The sequence below is a fragment of the Maricaulis sp. genome (genome assembly GCF_048269565.1).
Lineage (GTDB): Bacteria > Pseudomonadota > Alphaproteobacteria > Caulobacterales > Maricaulaceae > Maricaulis.
Genome location: NZ_JBLXIK010000002.1, coordinates 479489 through 500829 on the forward strand (window position 1 = coordinate 479489; position 21341 = coordinate 500829).

22 protein-coding genes and 1 tRNA gene are annotated in these 21341 nt (G+C 65.6%); 9 read left to right on the forward strand and 14 right to left on the reverse strand.

The window, feature by feature from the left end; genetic code table 11:
* Nucleotides 1–127: 127 nt before the first annotated feature.
* From ACN0YL_RS05825 to hemC, 6 genes are all read right to left on the reverse strand, one after another.
* A tRNA-Thr gene (locus ACN0YL_RS05825) sits at nt 128–203 on the reverse strand.
* A gap of 115 nt (nt 204–318) precedes the next feature.
* Nucleotides 319–960, reverse strand: coding sequence for a uridine kinase (gene udk / locus ACN0YL_RS05830; RefSeq protein WP_417490353.1), 642 nt, complete (start codon nt 958–960; stop codon nt 319–321).
* A complete protein-coding gene (locus ACN0YL_RS05835) occupies nt 957–2426 on the reverse strand; it encodes a heme biosynthesis protein HemY (protein ID WP_417497328.1) in 1470 nt (489 codons plus the stop codon). Before ACN0YL_RS05835 ends, udk begins: the two co-directional genes overlap by 4 nt.
* Nucleotides 2423–3712, reverse strand: a complete 1290-nt coding sequence (locus ACN0YL_RS05840; protein WP_417497329.1) for a hypothetical protein — start codon at nt 3710–3712, stop codon at nt 2423–2425. The genes ACN0YL_RS05835 and ACN0YL_RS05840 overlap by 4 nt, the downstream gene beginning before the upstream one ends.
* 33 nt (nt 3713–3745) lie before the next feature.
* Nucleotides 3746–4483, reverse strand: coding sequence for a uroporphyrinogen-III synthase (locus ACN0YL_RS05845; RefSeq protein WP_417490356.1), 738 nt, complete (start codon nt 4481–4483; stop codon nt 3746–3748).
* Nucleotides 4480–5424, reverse strand: a complete 945-nt coding sequence (gene hemC, locus ACN0YL_RS05850; protein WP_417497330.1) for a hydroxymethylbilane synthase — start codon at nt 5422–5424, stop codon at nt 4480–4482. The genes ACN0YL_RS05845 and hemC overlap by 4 nt, the downstream gene beginning before the upstream one ends.
* A 57-nt stretch (nt 5425–5481) precedes the next feature.
* Here hemC and tsaD point away from each other — a divergent pair, with 57 nt between their 5' ends.
* Genes tsaD through ACN0YL_RS05870 form a run of 4 tightly spaced genes read left to right on the forward strand, consistent with a single transcriptional unit; the run spans nt 5482 to nt 8241 of the window.
* Nucleotides 5482–6615 carry a tRNA (adenosine(37)-N6)-threonylcarbamoyltransferase complex transferase subunit TsaD gene (tsaD, locus tag ACN0YL_RS05855; RefSeq protein ID WP_417497331.1) on the forward strand — a complete coding sequence of 378 codons (1134 nt, stop codon included), beginning with the start codon at nt 5482–5484 and terminating at the stop codon, nt 6613–6615.
* The gene (locus ACN0YL_RS05860; RefSeq protein ID WP_417497332.1) at nt 6612–7613 is read left to right on the forward strand and encodes an NAD(P)H-dependent glycerol-3-phosphate dehydrogenase; all 1002 of its coding nucleotides are present in this window, start codon (nt 6612–6614) and stop codon (nt 7611–7613) included. Before tsaD ends, ACN0YL_RS05860 begins: the two co-directional genes overlap by 4 nt.
* Nucleotides 7614–7621: 8 nt before the next feature.
* Nucleotides 7622–7909, forward strand: a complete 288-nt coding sequence (locus ACN0YL_RS05865) for a YciI family protein (RefSeq protein WP_417497333.1) — start codon at nt 7622–7624, stop codon at nt 7907–7909.
* Nucleotides 7906–8241, forward strand: coding sequence for a Rieske (2Fe-2S) protein (locus ACN0YL_RS05870; protein ID WP_417497334.1), 336 nt, complete (start codon nt 7906–7908; stop codon nt 8239–8241). Before ACN0YL_RS05865 ends, ACN0YL_RS05870 begins: the two co-directional genes overlap by 4 nt.
* A gap of 418 nt (nt 8242–8659) precedes the next feature.
* Here ACN0YL_RS05870 and ACN0YL_RS05875 read toward each other — a convergent pair whose 3' ends face one another.
* Complete coding sequence (locus tag ACN0YL_RS05875) at nt 8660–9094, reverse strand: hypothetical protein (RefSeq protein ID WP_417497335.1); 435 nt, start codon at nt 9092–9094, stop codon at nt 8660–8662.
* Nucleotides 9095–9288: 194 nt separating this feature from the next.
* On the opposite strand from ACN0YL_RS05875, the gene ACN0YL_RS05880 reads away from it, so the two are divergent.
* Nucleotides 9289–9738: a host attachment protein gene (locus tag ACN0YL_RS05880; RefSeq protein WP_417497336.1), complete on the forward strand. Its 450-nt coding sequence runs from the start codon at nt 9289–9291 to the stop codon at nt 9736–9738.
* A gap of 33 nt (nt 9739–9771) precedes the next feature.
* Here ACN0YL_RS05880 and ACN0YL_RS05885 read toward each other — a convergent pair whose 3' ends face one another.
* A complete protein-coding gene (locus ACN0YL_RS05885; protein WP_417497337.1) occupies nt 9772–10533 on the reverse strand; it encodes a creatininase family protein in 762 nt (253 codons plus the stop codon).
* Between the two features lie 316 nt (nt 10534–10849).
* On the opposite strand from ACN0YL_RS05885, the gene ACN0YL_RS05890 reads away from it, so the two are divergent.
* Nucleotides 10850–11746, forward strand: coding sequence for a class I SAM-dependent methyltransferase (locus ACN0YL_RS05890; RefSeq protein ID WP_417497338.1), 897 nt, complete (start codon nt 10850–10852; stop codon nt 11744–11746).
* Between the two features lie 79 nt (nt 11747–11825).
* Here the strand turns inward: ACN0YL_RS05890 and ACN0YL_RS05895 are convergent, their stop codons facing one another.
* The 6 genes from ACN0YL_RS05895 to ACN0YL_RS05920 all read right to left on the reverse strand — a co-directional run bounded on the left by ACN0YL_RS05895 (nt 11826) and on the right by ACN0YL_RS05920 (nt 17357).
* Nucleotides 11826–13283: a methyl-accepting chemotaxis protein gene (locus ACN0YL_RS05895; protein WP_417497339.1), complete on the reverse strand. Its 1458-nt coding sequence runs from the start codon at nt 13281–13283 to the stop codon at nt 11826–11828.
* Entirely contained in the window at nt 13280–13651 is a 372-nt protein-coding gene (locus ACN0YL_RS05900) for a hypothetical protein (RefSeq protein ID WP_417490367.1), read from the reverse strand. The genes ACN0YL_RS05895 and ACN0YL_RS05900 overlap by 4 nt, the downstream gene beginning before the upstream one ends.
* Before the next feature lie 96 nt (nt 13652–13747).
* Nucleotides 13748–14581, reverse strand: a complete 834-nt coding sequence (locus tag ACN0YL_RS05905; RefSeq protein WP_417490368.1) for a GNAT family N-acetyltransferase — start codon at nt 14579–14581, stop codon at nt 13748–13750.
* Nucleotides 14578–15768 carry a 23S rRNA (adenine(2503)-C(2))-methyltransferase RlmN gene (rlmN, locus tag ACN0YL_RS05910; protein WP_417490369.1) on the reverse strand — a complete coding sequence of 397 codons (1191 nt, stop codon included), beginning with the start codon at nt 15766–15768 and terminating at the stop codon, nt 14578–14580. The genes ACN0YL_RS05905 and rlmN overlap by 4 nt, the downstream gene beginning before the upstream one ends.
* Nucleotides 15769–15855: 87 nt before the next feature.
* The gene (locus ACN0YL_RS05915; protein ID WP_417467769.1) at nt 15856–16365 is read right to left on the reverse strand and encodes a hypothetical protein; all 510 of its coding nucleotides are present in this window, start codon (nt 16363–16365) and stop codon (nt 15856–15858) included.
* 128 nt (nt 16366–16493) lie between these two features.
* Nucleotides 16494–17357 (reverse strand): isoaspartyl peptidase/L-asparaginase family protein, encoded by an 864-nt coding sequence (locus tag ACN0YL_RS05920; RefSeq protein WP_417467767.1) that lies wholly within the window; start codon nt 17355–17357, stop codon nt 16494–16496.
* 252 nt (nt 17358–17609) lie between these two features.
* Between ACN0YL_RS05920 and ACN0YL_RS05925 the strand changes: the two genes are divergently transcribed.
* The 3 genes from ACN0YL_RS05925 to ACN0YL_RS05935 all read left to right on the forward strand — a co-directional run bounded on the left by ACN0YL_RS05925 (nt 17610) and on the right by ACN0YL_RS05935 (nt 21333).
* Complete coding sequence (locus ACN0YL_RS05925) at nt 17610–18014, forward strand: Hsp20/alpha crystallin family protein (protein WP_417490370.1); 405 nt, start codon at nt 17610–17612, stop codon at nt 18012–18014.
* Between the two features lie 127 nt (nt 18015–18141).
* On the forward strand, nt 18142–18924 hold the full coding sequence (locus tag ACN0YL_RS05930) for an SDR family NAD(P)-dependent oxidoreductase (protein WP_417467766.1): 783 nt from the start codon (nt 18142–18144) through the stop codon (nt 18922–18924).
* A 162-nt stretch (nt 18925–19086) separates the two neighbouring features.
* Nucleotides 19087–21333 (forward strand): TonB-dependent receptor family protein, encoded by a 2247-nt coding sequence (locus ACN0YL_RS05935; protein ID WP_417497340.1) that lies wholly within the window; start codon nt 19087–19089, stop codon nt 21331–21333.
* The last annotated feature ends 8 nt before the right edge of the window (nt 21334–21341 follow it).

A 21341-nucleotide genomic window follows, 5' to 3' on the forward strand; every position in this document is an offset into this window, starting at 1 on the left:
GTGGGATTGTGCGATGCGACATGGAGCGTCGTGGGACAAACTTCAAGCGGAATCCCAGAAAAAAATCATTTTTTCAGTGGGTTGTGGATCGGCAGGAAGTCTTCTGGGACTCTGTGACGAAAGGAAATGGTGCCGCATGGGTGACTCGAACACCCGACCTACGCATTACGAATGCGTTGCTCTACCAGCTGAGCTAATGCGGCTTACCTTGTGGCGTCCGGCCGGTTGTCTGGCAGGAGGCGGCGGAAACTAGCTTTGAACGGGCAAGCGGGCAAGCCCTTCGTCAGCGCGGCCTGCGCATGGCCGGATTGAGCCGGATCAGCGCTTCAGCAGCGGCTGCGGCGCCAGGGCGACGCGTTCCACCACCGGCCGCGCCAGGGCGTCGAAATCGGGTGCGCCCATATTCTCGACGACCAGATCGGCCGCCTCGCGCTGGGGCTCGACATACAGATCGTGCATCGGCCGCACAATCTGCTCGAATTGCTGTCGGGCGAAGGCCTCGGTGCGGCCGCGCTCGGCGACATCGCGCTGGATGCGCCGGGTCAGGCGGGTGGTGTCGCAGGCATCGACGAAAATCGTGAGGTCAAATTGCGCCGCCAGTTGCGGGCTGGCCAGAAGATGCAGGCCCTCGACGATCATGACGGCGGCCGGGGCGCGGGCGACCGTGGCACCGCAGCGGCAATGGGTGGTGAAATCGTATTGCGGTGCCTCGACCATCCGGCCCTGACGCAGGGCGGCGAGATGGTCGGCCAAGAGGTCATGGTCCTTGGCGGCTGGCTCGTCGAAATTGAACTCTGACGCCGAAAAACCGGGCTGGTTGCCGGCGTCGACATAGTAATCATCCTCGGGGATGACATAGGCGTCATGCGCGGCGAAATGATCCGCCAGGGCTTGGGCGAGGCGGGTCTTGCCCGAGGCCGAGCCGCCGACAACGGCCAGGAGGAAGGGCGTCTGCGTCACGCGGCCCGCCCCGAATCCTCGCCATCATCATCCACGCCCGGGTCGTCCGGCGGGCGCGGAGCTTCGAAATAGGCCGGCGCGGCCTTCGGTCCGCCCGTTGCGCCGCGCCGGTGCGGGGCTTCCACCAGCAGCGCCGTCTCCGGCACGGCCTCGGCATTGCGCTCATAGCGCTCATAGCGGGGATGGATCAGCCGGCCTTCATCCCCATAGATATAGACCATCCGCTTCCAGTCATCGCCGGTATAGGGGAAGGCGTTGCCGTCCGGGTCCATGTCTGACCAGTCGGCCTCGGTCGAGGCGTGGGCCGCGCGCGCCATCCAGCGGCGGGCCTGCTCGTCCTCGCCCTCGAGCCGGGCCAGCCGGGCGGCCAGCGCACACAGACGCGAGCTCGGCGTGCCGTCGTCGATCAGGGGCGCGATCAGGGTGCGTGCGGTGGCGGCGTCATTGTCTTCCAGCGCGACATCGATCAGCACCAGCTTGCTTTCGCGATGCTCCGGCTGCAGCGCTGCCAGCCCCTTGAGGCGCTCCAGCCGTTTGGCCCGGGTATCGGACTTGCGCAGCTCCCGATAGGCGCGGGCAATGGCGGGGTGAGGCGCCAGCGTCCAGCAGGCCTCCAGCACGTCGGACGCCTTCTTGTACCGGCGCGCCGAGGTCAGCAGGCGCGAGGCGAGATTGGCGGCGGGGGCAAAGCCGGGTGCCGCACGGCAGGCCGCTTCGGCGAGATCGCGGGCACGGTCGGCATCACTCGCTTCGCAGCCGAGCGCGGAGGCTGTCAGCAAGACGGCGCGCCGGCGCTTGGAGATATTGGGCGCGATGTGCTTGCGCCGGTCGCCCTCGCCGAGCGTTTCCAGTGCCGCGTCCCAGCGACCCTGGGCGACTTGCGCCTCGAACAGCGCATCGAAGGCCCAGCGCGCGCCCTTGGCCTTGTCAAAAGCGTCGGCGGCGTGTTCGGCGGTGGCTTCCAGATCGCCGCGATCATGCGCCAGCTGGGTCAGGCCGCGGCGGGCGACGACGCGGGTGCGCGGGTCTTCCAGCAGGGCTTCATACTGGGTTTCGGCGCGTTCCGGATTGCCGGCCGCTTCGGCGGCACGCGCGGCGAGCAGGCGCGACAGGGCCGGCCTGTCGAGCAGGGCATCGGCACGCGCGGCCTGGCGCACAGCGGCCTCGCCATCGCCGGCGGCCGAAGCGATCAGCGCGCGTTCGAGTGCATCATAGCCTTGCTCGCGGCGGCGGCGCGACAGGAAGGTCTTCACCTTGTCCGGCGAGGTCCACAACATGTAGATGCCCCACCACAGCACCAGCATCACGAAGGAGAAGAAGATGATCGCGCCGGCGGCGACGACGAAGGGCATCTCCATCTGGGTGCCGAGAAACTCGAAACTGGCATGACCGGGATTGAGCGCGAGGAAGGCCCCCAGCGCCGCCGTCAGCAGCGCGACGGCAACGGCAATAATCAGGCGAATCATGACGGATCCTCCCCCTGGGCAGCGGCCGCGTCGGTCAGGGCCTGACGCAGGGAGACCAGACGCCGGTCGAGATCGAGCCGCGCCTGGGCGCCGATCAGCCAGTCGCGCGCGGCGGGCAGCGCCGTCTCGTCCAGCCGTTCGGTCAGGGCAACAGCGCCTTCAAGATCGCGCTGGGCGAGGCGGTTTTCCGCCAGGGCCGAGATCGCCATGGCGCCGGTCTCGCTGGTGCCCGGATCGGCCTGGCGCACTTCGATCAGGCCGAAGAATATCCGGCCCGGTCCCGCCGCGTCGCGGATTGCGTCGCCGGGATAATCGGCAGTGAGGTCTTCCAGGGTCGGCACGCCGGCGCGGGCATAGCTGGCCATCGCCGCCAGATCGGCATTGCCGCGCCAGAGCTGCGCCAGGGCGGCGCGTTCGGCCTCGAAACCTTCATGGGTGCCGGCGATGTCGCGAAGCGCGCTCAGCGCCAGGGCGCGGGCGGCGAGCTGGCGCGAAGCCTGGCCGGTGTCCGGTGCGGGGCTTGCTGCAGTGGTCGCAGCGGCTTCGGCCAGGGCGCGGGTCTCGGCGAGCGCGGTTTCGAGCTGGTCGATCCGCCTGGCGAGATCATCTATCCGGGGATCGGCGACCGGCTCGCCCGGCGTTGCGCCGAGATCCTGTGCCGTCTCCAGGGCGGCGATCCGTTCAGACAGGTTTTGCAGCAGCATGGGGTCTGTCGCGGCCTGCGCGCCCTGGGCTGCCGTGTCGCCGGCCTCGCGGGCGAGTGTCGCGATGGTGGCGAGTTCCGCTTCGATCGCGTCGAGCCGGGTCGTCCATGCTTCGGCGGCGGCGGTATTCTCGGTTGGTGCAGCGGTCTCCAGCGCCGCAATGCGGGCTTCAACTGCGGTCAGGTCCGGTGCGGGGCCCGGTGCGGGCGTCGCGGCCTCGAGCGCATCAAGGCGGGCCGTGATTGCGGCAACAGGTTCGGCCAGCGCGGCCTCAACCGTCAATGCAGGCGCTTCGCCCTCCAGCGATGCCAGGCGGGTCTCCAGTGTGGTGATGGCCTCAACCAGGGCTGCGCGCTCATTGGCCGCGCCGGTATCGACCGTGTTTTCGGCTGGAAGATAGCGGGCGCCGGCAAAGCCGAGGCCGCCCCCGGCGAGCGTCGCAATCAGGAACAGGATCGCCACTGTCGCGCCGCCAACGCCCTTGCGGCCGGCGCGCGGGCTGTCCGCTTCCGGCAAATCGCTGGCGGGTTCAAACTCGGCATCAACCGGTTCGGGGTCTGTATCTGGGTTGGGATCGGCCATCTCTGCACGCGATTCAGCTAGGTTTGCCGCACCTTATGATGCGTTGCCCAGCGGCGCCAGTTCCATGGGATGAACCAGCAGGTCGAGCAGTGCATCCTCATTGGGTTGCGGCGCCGGGACCAGCGCGGCAAGGCCTGCGTTTTCCAGTGGCTTCAAGGCATTGGCGCTGATGCCATAGGCCGTCACCGATTTCAGCCAGGGCTGCAGTCCGAATTTTCGCGCCAGTTCGAGAAAGGTCTTCGCACCGCGCCCCGAATGAATCAGGACCGCCACCGGAGCACCGCAGAGAATGGCGGCGATGGCGTCTTCGCGCAGGGCGTCGACCGCAACGGCGCCATAGCCGATCGCCTCGCGTACCTTGAACCCCGCCGCCTTGAGCTCACCGGACAGATTGCCGGCAATCTGGATGCCGCGCACATGCAGGATGGCGCCGTTTTCCGGTTTCAGTTTGCGCTTGATGAGACTGGCCAGATCCTTCACATCGCCATCGGCTGAATGGACCTTGCGAAAACCGGCCTGACGGGCGTCCGAGGCCGTATTGCCGCCGACGGCGAAGACCGGCAGGTCGCGCTCGGGTCGCCGCGGCCCCCAGGCGCGAACGCCATTGCCGCTGGTGAAGACGAGGGCCTGGACATCTGTGAGGTCAACATCGATGCGGGCGCGGAAATTGATGTCGAGCACCGGCGCGATGATCGGGTCGATGCCGCGCTCGCGCAGCCCCTTTGCGGTGCGTTCGGCGCCGGGCCAGCCACGTGTGACCAGAACTGTCATGCGCCGGCAAGCACGGCCGCGAGCTGATCGCCGGCCGCATCCCTGACCGTCTGGCCCATTTGCTGGCCTGCGGCTATGGCGCTGGTTCTGGTGGCTGTCTTCATGTCGAATCGCATCTGTTCCCGCCAACGGAGCTGGCCATCAGGAGTCAAAACTTCGCCGCTGAAGTCCATTGATTCGATATTCACATGGGCCGCGATCGGGGTGCGGCAAGAGCCGTCAAGCCTTGCCAGGAAGGCGCGTTCGGCCAGGATGGCGAGCTCGGTTGCGCGGTGGTTGAGTGCCATCAACAGTTCGCGGGCGCGCTCGTCATCATCGCGAATCGCCACGCCGACCGCGCCCTGGGCCGCGGCGGGGAGCATTTCCGACAGCGCCAGCGGTTCGGCTTTGGCTTCGTCGCGGCCGAGCCGGTTGAGGCCGGCGCGGGCGAGGAAAGTGGCGTAGACCTCACCGGAGGCGAGACGTCCGAGACGGGTATCGACATTGCCGCGCAGCACCACGACTTTCAGATCGGGCCGCTGGTATAGCGCCTGGGCCTGGCGCCGCAGGCTGGCGGTGCCGATCACCACGCCTTCTGGCAGATCGGCCAGCCGCGTTTCGCCGCCGCGCGCCAGCAGCATGTCGCGCGGGTCCTCGCGTTCCAGGATGGCACCGAGCTCAAGCCCGTCGGGCAATTCGGTCTGCACATCCTTCATCGAATGTACGGCAAAGGCGGCGCGGCGCTCGAACAGGGCCTCGTCGATCTCCTTGGTGAACAGGCCCTTGCCGCCCGCCTCGATCAGGGCGCGGTCCTGGATCTGGTCGCCGGTGCTGACCAGGCCGAGGATCGGGAACACGATATCGCGCTGGCCATCCTCGACGCCGTGCAGGCGCGCCAGCCTGGCCTGGACGTCGCGGGCCTGGACAAGGGCGAGCGGAGAGCGCCGGGTGGCGATGGGCATGGGTTTGGACGGTAGCGGCACGTTGCGGGATCCCGGCGGTAAGGTTATCGAACAGCCATGGACTTAGCCTCGCCATCCCCCTTAGCGCAAGACGGCACGCTGACCGTGCTCGGGCTTGAATCGAGCTGTGACGAGACCGCAGCGGCCGTGCTGCGCCGATCAGCCACAGGCGAGATCGAGGTCCTGTCCGATCTCATCCTCGGCCAGACCGAGGCCCACGCCCCCTATGGCGGCGTCGTGCCCGAGATTGCGGCGCGCGCCCATGCCGAGGCGATGTCGGGGCTGGCCGAGCAGGCCCTGCAGCAGGCCGGGCTGACCCTGGCGCAAATTGACGGCATCGCGGCGACGTCGGGGCCGGGGCTGATCGGCGGCGTGATGGCGGCGCTGATGACGGCCAAGGGGCTGGCGCTCGGCTCGGGCAAACCCCTGATCGCGGTCAATCATCTTGAAGGTCATGCGCTGTCGCCGCGCCTGAGCGAGACTCTGGACTTCCCGTATTTGCTCCTGCTCGTCTCCGGCGGGCATACGCAATTGATCTGTGTGGAAGATTTCGGCGTCTACCGGCGGATGGGATCGACGCTGGACGATGCCGCCGGTGAGGCGTTCGACAAGACCGCCAAAGTGATGGGGCTGGGCTTTCCCGGCGGGCCGGCGCTGGAGCGCTGTGCGGCCAATGGTAATGCCAAACGCTTCGACCTGCCCAACCCGCTTAAGGGCCGTCCCGGCTGCGATTTTTCCTTTGCCGGCCTCAAGACGGCGGCACGTCAGATCTGGGACGGGTTCGACAATCCGAACGATCAGGACCGCGCCGACCTTGCCGCCTCGGTGCAGACGGCGATCGCGCAGACCCTGGCGACACGCTCGCGCCGGGCGATGCGCGAATTTGCCTCTGATCATCCTTCCCTTGCACGCCCGCTACCCTTCATTGTCGCCGGGGGTGTCGCTGCGAATCAGACCGTGCGCCGTCTGCTGGAGAGCGCGGCGCGCGAGGAAGGTTTCCGTCTGGTCGCACCGCCGATGCGCTGGTGCACCGACAATGCCGCGATGATCGCCCTGGCCGGTCTGGAGCATCTCGCGCGCGGTGAAATCGACGGACTCGATGCGCCCGCACGGGCGCGCTGGCCTTTGGACGCACTCTCGGCCAGATTGGACCCTGTGATCGGCTCGGGACGAAAAGGACCAAAGGCGTGACGGATTTTCAGACGATTGGCGTAATCGGGGCCGGTGCCTGGGGCACGGCGCTGGCACAGACGGCGGCCAAGGCCGGCCGCGATGTCTTGCTCTGGTCCTTCGAACAGGACGTCGCCGATGTGATCAATAACCAGCACGAGAACAGGATCTTTCTGCCCGGCGTGGCGCTGGAGCCGAATATCGCTGCCGTCACCGCGATGGCCGATCTCGATGTCTGCGACGCGGTTCTGGCCGTGGCACCGGCGCAGCATTTGCGCGCGACGCTGGAAAAATTCGCCCCCTTCGCCAAGCGCGGCCTGCCGATCATCCTGTGCGCCAAGGGGATTGAGCAATCGAGCCTGTCGATGATGACCCAGGTGCTGGCCGAGACCATTCCCTCCGCCATCCCCGCCGTCCTGTCGGGTCCGAGCTTTGCCATCGATACCGCCCAGGGCCTGCCGACGGCTGTGACCCTGGCCTGCAAGGACGAGACAACCGGCGCGGCCCTGATCGAGGCGCTCGGCACGACGCGGTTCCGCCCCTATCTCGCGACCGACCTCATCGGCGCGGAAATCGGCGGCGCGGTGAAGAATGTGCTGGCGATCGGTTGCGGCATTGTCGAAGGACGCGGGCTGGGCAAGTCGGCGCATGCGGCGCTGATCTCGCGCGGCTTTGCCGAGATGACGCGGCTGGCGCTGGCGCTGGGCGCGAAACGGGAAACCCTCGCCGGACTGTGCGGGCTGGGCGATCTGGTGTTGACCTGTTCCTCGCCGCAATCGCGCAATATGTCCTGCGGCCTGGCGCTGGGGCGCGGCGTGCATCTGGACGATATTCTCGGCAGCCGCCGCTCGGTCACCGAAGGTGTGGCCAGTGCGCCGGCAGTCGTTGCGCTGGCGAAACGAGAGGGCGTCGAGATGCCGATCTGCGAGGCCGTTGACGATATTCTCGCCGGCCGCACCAGCGTCGAAAACGCCATCGAAACCCTGCTCGCCCGTCCCTTCACGCTGGAATCCGCCTGATGCTCTTCATGGTCCACGCTACCGACAAACCCGGCGCGCTCGATATCCGCCTCGCCAACCGCCCGGCCCACCTCGACTGGCTGACCGCCGCCGGCGCCGCCATCAAGGCCGCCGGTCCCTGGCTCGGCAGTGACGACAAGCCGGCCGGCTCGCTCCTGATCGTCGAGATGGCGGATCGCACCGCGCTCGATGCCTGGCTGGCCACCGATCCCTATGCCATCGCCGGCCTGTTCCAATCGGTTGAGGCCGCGCCCTATAAATGGGTGTTCAACCCGCCGGCCGATCTCGCTCCATGAGCGGTTTGCCGAAACCCGGCACCGTCCTCGGCCGCCTGGGCGACCTGCCCGACCCCGGCGCCCGTGCCTCGAGCTGGAATGACGGCGCCGTCATCCTGGTCCGCCGCGGCGACACCGTCACCGCCTTCCTCAACACCTGCCCCCACGCCCAGCGCCCCCTCAACCTGCCCGGCGGCAAGGTGATGCTGCACGAGGGCCAATTCATCGTCTGTCCGGTGCACGGGGCGAGTTTTGGCGCCAGCGATGGTGTTTGTGTCGGTGGACCGGCTGCGGGCTATGGCCTGACGGGGGTTGGGGTTGAGGTGGTCGGGGGCGAGGTAAGGGTGGTTTAGTGGTGGCGGCCGTGTGGCCCTAAATCATTCAACTTCAATCCATTTTTGTTGTCATCCCGGCTCTGCGCCCGGATCGCTGACGCGTCCGGGCATCCGGCAGGGATGGCACGAGTTGGGTTTGTTTGATTGAGTGTGACGGTGTGCCCGCGCCGGGCAGAGCGATCCCTGAAACCCTTGCCAAGCAGGGCGCCAGAGAGGAGTTGAGCGGTCAAGGGCGCGTCGCGCCGCTTCGCGGGTTCCCACTTGACCGCTCAACTCCTCTCTGGCCGGATGCAGGCATGGTTTTCAGGGCGGGCTGTGGCCCGGCGGGGCCAGGTTGCTCAAAGCTCACAATCCCATATTCCTCCGGCCTTCGCTGCGCTCCTCCGGGGGAAATCAAAGAGTGGCGGATGACGCGGAGCGCGGGGGCCTCGCGCCGCTACTCGCCGGCCGGAATCGCCGCGGCTGCATCGACCAGCGCGCGGCCGGTGGCCTCATCCCGGACCACGGCGCAGAAGGTGCCGTCGGTGGCGCGGTGATAGATCACGGCGTCGGTGGTGACATCGTGTTGCTGGCCGGCGGCGCGGTAGAAGTCGGCGGCGGCGGCATCGAGGGCCTGGCGCGGTGCGTCCGTCATCTGGCTGACGAAGAACTCATAGCTGGCGCGTTCGCCGCCGAGGGCGTGGGCGATGCGCACGGCGCCGTCGGGGCCGCGTTCGATCAGGGTCTGGCCCGGCTCGAGCAGGGCGGCGCGGTCGTCTGCGAAACAGGCGTCCGAACTGGCGAGATGGTCGGCATCATAGACCGGCGCCGCCTCCGGCTGCGAACAGGCAGCGAGCAGGATCAGGGCGGGGATCGCGAGCAGGACTTTCATTTCGGGGCACTCCGGGGGCGAGGTTTCAACGCCGCTATAGCGGAGGCGGGCAAGGTCCGTGAAATGAATGTTTTGTGTCGGGACGGGCGGCGCGTTGCGGCCCCGGTCGCGACAATATGCATCGGGGCCCGCGCTTGCACCCCGGCCCGCTTCGTGCCCAGTCTGTCAGTTAAAGCAACTGAGGGAGACTTCCTGTGAGCACACCGATCGATGCGGTTACCTGGGTCGCGGCGCTGGATGGCGGCAAGGCGCTGATCTGGCGCAATGAGGGCTTTGACGACCAGCCCAATCTGAAACTCGTGGATCAGGACGAACTCGACAATCCGCCTGCCCATGATCACAGTTCCGACCGCCCCGGCCGGGTGATCAAGGCCAGCGGCGCCCACGCCGCGGTGGAACACACTGACGGGCACAGCCAGGCCAAGCATAATTTCGTGCAGTCAGCGATTGCCCGCCTCAACCAGGCCGCCGAGAAGGGCGCGTTTGACCGGCTGGTGCTGCTGGCCCCGGCGCATGTGCTCGGCGAGGCCCGGCCCTATTATTCCGACGCGCTGAAGAAGCATCTGATCGAGCGCGAACGCGATGTCGTGAATCAATCGACCGACAAGATCGAGGCGCAATTCATCGCCGCCCTGGCCGAATAGGGCCGCTGATTTCAACGCGCCGCCGTTGGCTGCCTATGGGGCGGCCGCGGCGGCGGTCTTGAGGTTGAAGAAGGCCTCGACATCGGCGATCAGGGCCTGCTTGGCCACGGCGACGATCTGCGCGCCCTTTTCCGGTGTCGCCTGCGAGGGATCCGAGCCGATACGGCCATCGGGGAATTTGGCGCGATAATCGGCGGCGTCGGCAAAATTGCCCGAGGGTGCGATTTTCGGGCTCATCTCAACGGATTTGATCGCCTGCGGCAGGGCGTATTGCGTCACCGAGACTTCCGAAGCGGTGGCGTGCGAGCCCTCGCCGACCGGAAACAGCTGTTTGCAGGTCTCCATCACGCCGGGCAATTCCCACCAGTTGCGCTGCATCAGCCGCGCCGGGCAGGGTTCGGCGTCGAGCGACCATTGCGCGTAGAATTCGGCGAAGGCGGCGCTGATCGTGGTGATATTGCCGCCATGGCCATTGAAGAAATAGATCCGCTTGAAACCGTGGCGCAACAGGCTCTCGGTCCAGTCATTGATGACGGCGATCATGGTCGAGGGGCGCAATGTCATCGAGCCGGGAAAGCCGAGATGGTGCTGGGCGATGCCGACATTGAAGGTCGGCCCGACCAGAAAGCCGGCCTCGGCGCCCGCTTCGGTGGCGATCACTTCCGGGCAGATCGAATCCGTGCCCACCAGGCCGTTGGGGCCGTGCTGTTCGGTCGAGCCGATCGGAATCACGATGCCCTTGCAGCGCTTCAGATAGGTTTCGACTTCAGGCCAGGTGGCGTGATGGAGCAGCATGGCAAGGCCCTTCGCGGCGGGATTGGATTGCCGAGATAAACGGCCCCGGACGCGAAGTGCAAGTGGCTGCAAGCAGTGCGGCCGGATCAGTCTTCGCGGCGGCTTTCTGCCCGGTAAATGAGCGCGGCGCCAACGGCCATGATTGTCGCGATCGCGAGCATGAAGTGCATGATTCAATCTCCCCAAGGTCACGGAAGGAATCAGGCTCCGGACACGCGCCATTCAATGCCAGAAAAACCCTTCTCAACTGTAAAGGCTTGAATCTTTGAGGGTCGATCAGGGTCTCACAGCGAATTGATTGGCCTTGCGCCGCCGCATGCAGATGATGATTGCCCATGATACGGGGATTATTGTCGGGGACATCATCATGCGCCTTCTCTTGTGCCTTTCCGCTGCAGCGCTTGCGCTGGCAGCCTGTACGCCGGCGAGTGAAACAGACACCGCGGCCGCCGCCGACGCCATGGCCGCGGCCGCCGCCGACGCCATGGCCGGGGCCGCTCCGGTTGAGCCTGCTGCGGCCCGCGCGGCTGACCCGATGCCGGCGGCGATCGAGGCGGCGCTCGCCGATGCCTCGCGCCCCGAGGAAGACCGCTTGCTCGATGTCGCGCGGCACCCGGCCGAAGTGCTGGCCTTTGCCGGTCTCGAGCATGGCTGGCAGGTCGCCGATATTGTTCCCGGCGGCGGCTATTATGCCCGCGTGCTGTCGACCGCTGTCGGCGATGAGGGCCATGTCCATGCCTTCAATCCGGGCTGGTTGGCCGAGCAATTTGCCGACGCCAATGCGGCGCTGGGTGAGCTGGCGGATTCCCGCAGCAATATGAGCCATGTGGTCGGACCGCTGGAAGGTTTCGACGCGGCGATCGACGCGCCACTGGATGCGGTTTTCATGGTGCTTTTCTATCATGACACCGCGTATTCGGGCACGGATCGTGCGGCGATGAACCAGGCGATCTTCAACGCGCTGCGCCCGGGCGGCGTCTATATCGTGATCGATCATCATGCGCCGGCCGGGTCGGGCGTGACCTTCGTCAACGATACCCACCGCATTGACGCCGAGCTGGTGCGCGATGAGGTGACGGCGGCCGGTTTCGAGCTCGATGGTGACAGCGACATGCTGGCCAATCCGGCCGATGACCGCACCGGCAGCGTCTTCGCGCCGGATATCCGGCGGCACACGGATCGCTTCGTCTACCGTTTCCGCAAGCCGTCCTGAGGCGCTGCGGCAGCTGAATCAATAACGGGCGGCGCCAGATCGGCACCGCCCGTTTTATTGAGACAATCGCGATTGGCGATCAGGCGGCGTCGAGCGCGGCCTTGAAGGCGTTGAGTTCGGCGTCGAGCTGGGTCGCCGACTGGTTGAGTTCCGAGGACGCCACCATGAATTCCTCGGCGGCGGTGCTGGTGCGGCCGGCGGCGCCGTTCACATTGTCCATTTCCCGCGTGACTTCGGAGGTCTCGCTGGCGGCGCGTTCGGCCAGCTCGGCGATTTCCCGCGTGGCGCTGCTTTGCTCGGTGAAGGCGCCGCGAACGCTGTTTGACGAGGCGCGCAGCTCTTCAATCGTCTCGGCAATCTTGCCCAGCGAACTGGCGGCTCCGCCCGAGGCGCCGCGCATCGCCTCGATCCGTCCGGCAATGTCGCTGGAGGCGCGCGAGGTCTGTTCGGCCAGTGCCTTCACTTCCGAGGCGACGACGGCGAAGCCCTTGCCGGCCTCACCGGCGCGCGCCGCTTCGATGGTGGCGTTGAGGGCGAGCAGATTGGTCTGTTCGGCAACGGCCGCGACCAGTTGCATGATGTCCTCGATTTCCTTGGCGGCGGCCTGCAGGTCATCGATCGAGCGCCCGGCCCCGACGGCTTCCGCGGCGGCGCGTTCGGAGACATTGTCGGAGTTTTCCAGGATGCGGGAAACTTCCGAGATCGAGGCGGACAATTCCTGCGCTGCCGCGGCGACAGACTGGACATTCGAATTGGTCAGGCCGGCCCGTTCGGTGGCACTGCGGGCACCGTCACGGGTGGCGCCGGCATCGGTCTGCAGCTGGCGGGCCAGGGAATCCACCTGGCCGGCCGCACCGGAAACGCCACTGGCGACCGTGCGCAGGGCGTTCTGGAAATCGGCTGCGAGGCTGGAAATCGAGGCGCGGCGGGTTTCGGTATCCGTTTTGGCCGATTGTTCTGCGGCGGCGCTTTCGGCAGCCGATTGCTGGGCCAGATTGGCCTCGCGGGTGCTGGTCTCGGCATCGGTCAGGGCCTTGGCGGCCTGTGCCGTCATCCAGATCAGGGTGCCGCTCTGGCCGATCACGATGATGGCGTGAAACAGGACGCGCAGGAAGCTCGAGCCATCCGGGAAGATCGCCCAGGGCAGGATGAAGTTGAGCGAAAGGTGGTGGACAGCGGTCACGCCTGCGGCCGCGACGATCACGCGCCAGTCGAGCAGGACGGCGGTGGCGGCGAGGCAGGCAAAGAACATCATGTGCATGTCGATCTGCCAGGCCGAGCCGCTCATCATGTAGACGAGCGTCGCCGGGAAGGCGATCAGGGCTGCGCCGGTGGTGATGCGTGAGGCCGTCGAGTTCGGATCGGTCTTCCAGGCGAAGACTGCGGCGCCGGCAACGGCCGCCAGCAGGATTGTGCCGGGGATCAGCCGGTCGGTGGCCAGGAAGAAGGCCGCGAGTGGGTAGAGCAGGGCACCGGCACAGATGACGAGGGTCAGCGCTGACTGGGCCTGGGCCCTGAGTTGATCAAGACGGTTCATGTCGGAATTCCGATGCTGGTCGAGGGGGAGGCAAAGGGGTCGGAGGCGTCGCGTGGCAACAGGCAACCGCCCAGTGCGCCGGGCGGTAGCAGGAGCAGGGCACCGGCGTGGCGCAGCGCCGTCAGGGAGGTGTCGTCGACAATCTGCACAATGCCGATATTTGCGAAGGCGCCGAAGCGGACGAAGGACAGGTCTGCCTCCGCGGTGGCGAGCATGACATCGGCATGCGTCCAGCCCGGCGGGAAGATGGCCGCAGCCTCATCGCCGCGCACAGGTTCAAACGCGGACAGGAGCGGCGCGCCGATCACGGCCAGGCTGACGGCGATGGCGGGCAGGTAGCGGCGAAGGGCAGTAAAGTGTGTGCGCACGGTTTCGGATCCATACCAGATGAACCTTCAGACCATGATTGTGGTTAAGGAAGCCTTGTGGCCGTTGCGCACACCCTGCTGAAGGCTGATCCGGCCCTAGAGGCTGATGCGACTGAAGATCAGGCTGTCGCGCACGCCGATATGGGTTTCCCAGGCGGCGCGCAAATGGCCCTCAAGCTGGAAGCCGATCGCCTCGAGCAGTTTGATCGAGGCGGTATTGTCCGGATCGGTGTCGGCATAGATACGGCGCAGGCCGCGCGTCGCGAAGCCGTGCTCGACCACCGCCGCCGTCGCCTCGCGGGCATAGCCATGACCGTGCCGGTCGGGGCGCATCATATAACCGGTCTCGGCCGCATTGTTCTTGCGATCCATCAACACGACCCAGCCGAGCGCATCCTCGGGGGCGTCCTTCAGCGTGATCACGAAGGTCTCCACGCCGTCGCCGCGGATATTCCAGCCGAGATAATCGCGTACCGCCTCGATGCCGGCCAGCGGACCGCGTGACCAGTATTTCATCGTCTCCGGATCGGTCAGCGCCGGCAGGAAGGCCTCGCAATCCTCAAACGTCATGGGGCGCAATAACAGGCGCTCCGTGGTCAACAGCACGGGCTCGAGGCGTGGATAGGGTATCGTCAGGGCATCATCGGTGAGGGTGAGGCGGATCTCGTCGAAACGCTCTTCGATACAGGCCTGCATGGTCTTGAAGCAGTCCCGGGAAAACCAGTCATGATCGGCAAAACAGGCTTGGCGCATCGCTTCTGACGGCCACAGCGCATAGGACCAGAACTCGCCGTTTTCGCCCTCGTGCAGGCGGGCGCCATAGGAGTTGCAGCGCTGATGGATCAGGCGCGTGCCCTCGGCCCAGGCAGCGCGGAACTCCGCCTCGCGGCCGGGCTTGAGACGCCAGTGATAGAGGATGGCGGCGGTCATTCGCCTGCGGCCGCTTGGGCTTCCAGCCGCTGTTTCTTCAATACGCTCGCCTTCACCTTCTTGCTTTCCGAGCGCAATTGCCCGCAGGCGGCGAAGATATCGCGGCCGCGCGGGGTACGGATCGGCGAGGCATAACCGGCCTTGTTGACCAGGTCGGCGAAGGCGGTGATCTGGGCCGGGTCCGAGCATTCATAGGGGCTGTCGGGCCAGGGATTGAAGGGGATGAGATTGATCTTGGCCGGCACGCCCTTGAGCAGTTTCACCAGGGCGCGCGCCTCGGCGAGGCTGTCATTGACGCCCTTCAGCATCACGTATTCGAAGGTGATGCGGCGTGAATTGTTCAGCCCCGGATAGGCGCGGATCGCGTCCATCAGCATTTTGAGCGGATATTTCTTGTTCAGCGGCACCAGCTCGTCGCGCAGGGCGTCATTGGTGGCGTGCAGCGAGATCGCCAGCATGGTGTTGGTGCGGGTGCCGAGTTCGGAGATTTTCGGCACCACGCCGGAGGTCGAGACTGTGATGCGGCGACGGCCGATCGCCATGCCTTCGGGATCGGAGATCGTGTCGATCGAATCCGAGACATTGTCGAGATTATACAAGGGCTCGCCCATGCCCATGAAGACGATATTGGTCACTTTGCGGTCGGCGTTGGAGCTCGGCCATTCGGCGAGGTCATCACGCGCGATCATCACCTGGGCGACGATTTCTGCAGCGGTCAGATTGCGCACCAGCGCCTGGGTGCCGGTATGGCAGAAGGTGCAATTGAGGGTGCAGCCGACCTGGCTGGAGACGCACAGCGCCCCGGAGCGGGCGACATCGGGGATGAAGACGGTTTCGCACTCGACGCCGGGCGACAGCTCGATCAGGTATTTGCGCGTGCCGTCGGTGGAGACGAGGCGTTCCAGGATGCGTGGCCGGTCGAGCGTGTAATGCGCCGCAAGGCGTGCCCGCGTCTCCTTGTCGATATTCGTCATCTCGTCGAAGGACGTGCTGCCATAGTGATAGATCCAGCCGAACAACTGGTTGGCGCGCATCTTGGCCTTGCGCTCCTCGACGCCACAGGCGATCGCGGCTTCGCGCAATTGCGCCCGGCCCATGCCCGCCAGCGAGGGCAGGGCACGCGGCGTGGTGTCGTCGATGCGCGGGGCATTGGTCTGGGAAGCAGCGATGTTCAGCGCATGGCTCATGATCGAAACGGTCGTCCAAGGGGGCGGGAGCGGCGCGCAATATCACAAAAGCGCGGCCCGGCCTAATCGCGTCTGATGCCGCGAGGTCTAGCCGCAGAGGCTGGAGACCCGTTGCAGGGCAGCCGTGACGCCGCTGAGCGAGAATTCATAGGCGGTGGCAATGCCGTCGACCGTAGTGCCGGTGACACGCATGGTCGCGCCGCGGCGCATTTCCCGGATCAGCGAGGGCTCATCATCCAGATTGTCGAGAAAGCCTTCCTGGCCGTCTGCGAACAGGTCAAAGCGGCTGGACCCGACCCGGATTTGCGGCGGGCTGTTGGGGCGCAAATCATAGCCGACCAGCAGGCTGGGCTGCTCCTCGACCGCGCCGGACTGCCAGGAGGAGACGAGGAAATAGACATTGCCATGGGCATGGGCGAGCGGGGTTGCATCGCGGGGCCGGCTCAGCGTGTAGCAGACCAGCCCGTCATCACCATTGCGTGTGAAAACGCGCCAGTCGCCATACTCGCCACGAAATTCGGGCTCGCCCTGCGCCATCGCAGGCGCAGCCAGCCCGAGGGCGAAAACGAGAGCAGTCAGACAAAGTCGGAACGTCACGGCAATACACCTCACAAAAGACCACACGATAAAAAGCGCATGCAGATGGCGGTATGATGGCGAGGGTTAAGCCCGCGCTAAGATTTGCGGCATGACCGCAAATTTAACCGGGAGAACGCCTGCAGGCGCTAGTTGATATCGACGGTGATCTGTCCGTCTGCATGCACCACGGCGCGCTTCATGCCCGGCGAGTTGAAGGGCTGGGCGATATGGCCATGCCGGTCGACGGCGATCAGCCCGCCCTCGCCGCCCAGCGCCCCGACATCATCAATCGCTGCCTGGCAGGCCGTCGCCAGATCGGCGCCGCCATAGGCCATGCGCGCGGCCACATCCTTGGCTGTGGCGGTGCGCAGGAAATATTCGCCCTGGCCGGTGCAGGAGACCGCGACGCGGTCATCGGCCCAGGTTCCCGATCCGATCACCGGGCAATCGCCAATGCGGCCTTCCATCTTGTTCAGCGTGCCGCCGGTCGAGGTTGCGGCGACCAGGTGCCCGGCGCGGTCGAGCGCGACACAGCCAACCGTCCCGGTCGCCATGGCCCGGTCATCGGGCGCGGCGGCGGGGGTGTAGTAATCATTGACGCTGTCGACGCATTCGAGACCCTGCTGCATCGCGAAGGCATCGGCACCGCGGCCGGCCAGCATGACATGCGGGGTGGTTTCCATGACGGCGCGCGCTGCATGGACCGGGCTGACGAAGCCGGTGAGTGCCGCCACAGCGCCAGCCTTGCGGTCAATGCCGGTCATGATGGCGGCATCGAGCTCATAGCGGCCGGCCTTGTTGGGTGAGGCCCCCTTGCCCGCCACATAGAGGCCCGAGGCCTCCAGCTGGCGGACGATTTCCGTGACGGTATCGAGTGCGCTTTCGCCGGATTCGAGCATGGCCTTGCCGAGTTCGGCCAGCTTGCGCATGTGGACGATCTGGTCGGGATAGCCGTGGTCGGCGAGCACACCGGCACCGCCATGAAGAAGAAGGGCATAGGCACCGGACATGTGGCGTGTCTCCAGGCAAGCGGGCGAATCTGAGGTCCGCTCTATCACCTGCCGGAACGGAGGTGAAGGCGGCAAGACGATGGGCTGCGCACAATTGCCGCATTCAACCATACAGAATTTGTGTGTATATCGAGCGCCGTGTTCAACCAGTAGGGAGTGAGTGTCATGACAGATGTGCAGACTGCCCCGAAGAGCGGGGAAAAAGCGGTGGCCGTGCGCCGCACAGATCCTCTGGCGAGCTTGCGGGAGGACATGGATAATCTGATGCAGCGGGTCTGGCGCGGCGCGCCGATCGCGGGCCTTGAATGGCCCCGCATCGGTGCGAATGGCTGGGCAGCCCCGGCCATGGATTTCAGCGAATCCGACAGCGCCTACACCTTCACGGCCGAATTGCCCGGCATGGACAAGGACGATATCGACGTTTCCGTCCAGGACGGCATGCTGGTCGTATCGGGCGAAAAGCGCAGTGAGCTCGACGAGACGCGCGACAATATCCGCCATAGCGAGCGCCGCTATGGCCAATTCCAGCGCGCTTTCTCACTGCCCGCCGATGCGGCGGATTCCAAGGTCGATGCCAAATACAACAATGGCGTCCTGGAAATCACCGTCCCGCGCTCGCCCGGCCTCGCCAAGGCGACGAAGGTCCAGATCCGCTAAACTGCCTGCTCTGGTTATATTCCCCTGAAACTCGGCGCTGCCCCGCTTGCGAAGGCAGCGCCTTTTCGTTACGCCACAACACAGAGTTTGACGGGCGATGTGCCCGTCCATGCGAAGGATTGAACCGATGAAAATTGACGCGTCTATTGCTGCCATTGTCACCGGCGGCGCTTCCGGTCTTGGTGAAGGCTCGGCCCGCCGTCTGGCTGCTGATGGTGCCAAGGTCGCCATTTTCGACATGAATGCCGAACGTGGCGAAATGGTCGCGAAGGAAATCGGCGGCGTGTTTTGCCAGGTCAATGTCGCCGACGAAGCCAGCGTTGATGCCGGTTTCGCCAAGGCGCGCGCCGCTCATGGCCAGGAACGCATTTTCGTCAATTGTGCCGGCATTGGCTGGGCCGAGAAGACGGCGCGCCGCTCCTCCTCGACCGGCGAGGTTTCCGCGCACAGCTTTGCCGGTTTCTCGAAGGTGATCTCGATCAATCTGATCGGGTCCTTCATCTGTGCTGCCAAATCGGCGGCCGGCATGATGGCGATCGACCCCAATGGCGGTTCCGGCCGCGGCGTGATCATCAATACCGCATCCGTCGCAGCCCAGGACGGTCAGATCGGCCAGGTGGCCTATTCAGCCTCCAAGGGCGGCATTTATGGCATGACCCTGCCGATGGCGCGCGATCTGGCGCGTGAGGGCATTCGCGTCAACACCATTCTGCCGGGCTTCTTCGAGACGCCGATCTATCAGCAAATGCCGCCGGAAGTGAAAGTCAGCCTCGCCTCTCACCTGCAATTCCCGCAGCGCTTTGGCACCCCGGCCGAATACGCCGATCTCGTCGCCTTCATGGTCACCAATGACTATATCAATGCCGAATGCGTCCGCCTCGATGCCGGCGCGCGCATGCCCCCGAAATAGCCAGCGCACCCGACGTTGCCAGCAAGGGCCGGGATGATCCCCCGGCCCTTTTTGTTGCGCAGAGCTGCGACAGAGTGTGCAACTCACTCGCAATAATGCTGGACTTTTCCGGGGCCGCTCTGTAATTGCGGCTCATTCGCAATGCATGATCCGGGGGTTTCCATGCGCCGTACGCTTCTCTCTGCGACCGCTCTGGTCGCGATTTCCATGCCCGTCTGGGCGCAGGAAGCGGCGCAGGCGGCCAGCCACGCCGATGTCATCGCGGTGATCGGTCTTGGCGGCGACCCGAATTCGGTGCCAGGCTCGGCGGCACTTCTTGATGCCGACGATCTCGCGGTCCACGACTATCCCGACATCACCCGTCTGCTGCGCACCGTCGCCGGCGTGAATATCCAGGAAGAGGATGGCTACGGCCTGCGCCCGAATATCGGCATGCGCGGCACGGGCCTCGACCGCTCCGAAAAGATCACCCTGATGGAGGATGGCGTCCTGATTTCGCCGGCTCCCTATGCTGCCCCGGCGGCTTATTATTTCCCCCATGCCGGCCGTATGGCGGGGGTCGAGGTGATCAAGGGTGCGGCAGGCGTGCGCTATGGACCGCGCACCCAGGGCGGTTCGCTGAACCTGCTCTCGACACCAGTCCCGGATGAGTTTTCGGGCCAGATCGGTGTATGGGCCGGCGATGAAGGTATCCTGCGCGGGCATGGCTTTGCCGGCGGCATGAGCCAGGCCGGCACCGGTCTTCGCGTTGGCGGCCTGCTGGAAGCCTATCTCGACAGCGCCGACGGCTTCAAGACGATTGATGGCTTCGAGGACGCCTCGACCGGCTATGAAATCGAGGACTATGTCGGCAAGTTGCGCTTCGAATTCGACGCGGGCGGTATCGCCCACATGTTCGAACTGAAGGGCCAGTATTCAGACGAGCTGTCCAACGAAACCTATCTCGGCCTCACCGAAGCCGATTTCGCCGCCGATCCGTTCCGCCGCTATGCCGGCAGCCAGATGGACGCGATGGACGCGCAGCATTCGGAACTCTCGCTGCGCTATCGCGGCGAGCTGGAGAACGGGCTGGTCTTTTCAGCCGTCGCCTATTCGACCGAATTCTCACGCGACTGGTTCAAGCTCGACAGCGTTGACCCCGATGGTGCCGGCGCCGCCGGTTCGGTTTCCATCGCGGCCCTGCTCGACGACCCCACCACCCATGCCGACGCCTTCGAGACCGTGCTCGGCGCCAGTGGCTTCGTCTCCGCTGATGATGCACTGCGGGTCAAACACAATAATCGCGACTACGCGGCACAGGGCGTCCAGTTCGAGCTCGCCGGTGACATGACCATGGCCCGGGCCGACCATGCCTGGCGGATCGGTGTCCGTGCGCACCGGGACGAAATGGATCGCTATCAATGGGTTGAACGCTTCCGGATGGATGACGGCGAGATGGTCCAGACCAGCGTCGATGTCCCGGGCTCGGATTCGAACCGGATCGAGAGCGCTGAAGCCCTTGCTGTCTTCGTCCAGGACGAGATCAGTTTCGGCAACTGGATGCTGACTCCGGGCCTGCGCTATGAGCGCGTCGAGTTGCGGCGGGAGGATTTCGGCAAGCTGGACCCGGACCGGACCGGCGCCAATCTAGCCATCCGGACCAATACGGTTGAAGCCCTGATCCCCGGCATCGGGCTGCGCCATGACATTGATGCCCACCTCTCGGTGTTTGCCGGTGTCCACCGCGGCTTCGCACCGCCGGCACCTGGCTCGACGACGCAGGAAGCGGAAGACGCGACCAATTGGGAAGTCGGCGCCCGCTACGGTCGCGAGAACTGGCAGGTCGAGGCGATTGGCTTCTTCAACGGTTATGAAAACCTGATCGGCAGCTGCACCAATTCAACCGGCGGCGGCTGCACGGTCGGTGACCAGTTTGACGGTGGCAAGGTCGATGTGCGCGGGCTGGAGCTGACCGGCGATGTCGATCTCGGCCCGGCGTTCGGGTTCGGATTCTCCGTGCCCTTACGCGCCGCCTACACCTGGACCGAGGCCGAGTTCCAGACCGCGTTCAACTCGGGCTATGAGCCCTGGAGCATGGTGCTGGCCGGCGATCTGGTGCCCTACATTCCGGAACAACAGGTCTTCGCTGCCATCGGGATCGAGACCGAAAGGTTTGGCGGTGAGCTGGCTCTGTCCTGGGTCGACGAAGTGCGGACCCAGGCCGGACAGGGCGCCATCCCGGCGGATGAGCGCATCGAAAGCCATACCGTGGCCGATTTCTCGGCCTGGTATGCCTTCACCGACCAGGTGCGGGCGCGCCTTTCGGTCCGCAATCTGACCGATGAGACCTATGCGGTCGCGCGGCAGCCGGCCGGTCTGCGGCCTGGCGCACCGCGCGCCGTTCTTGTCGGCCTCTCAGCCAGCTTCTGAGGCGGGCA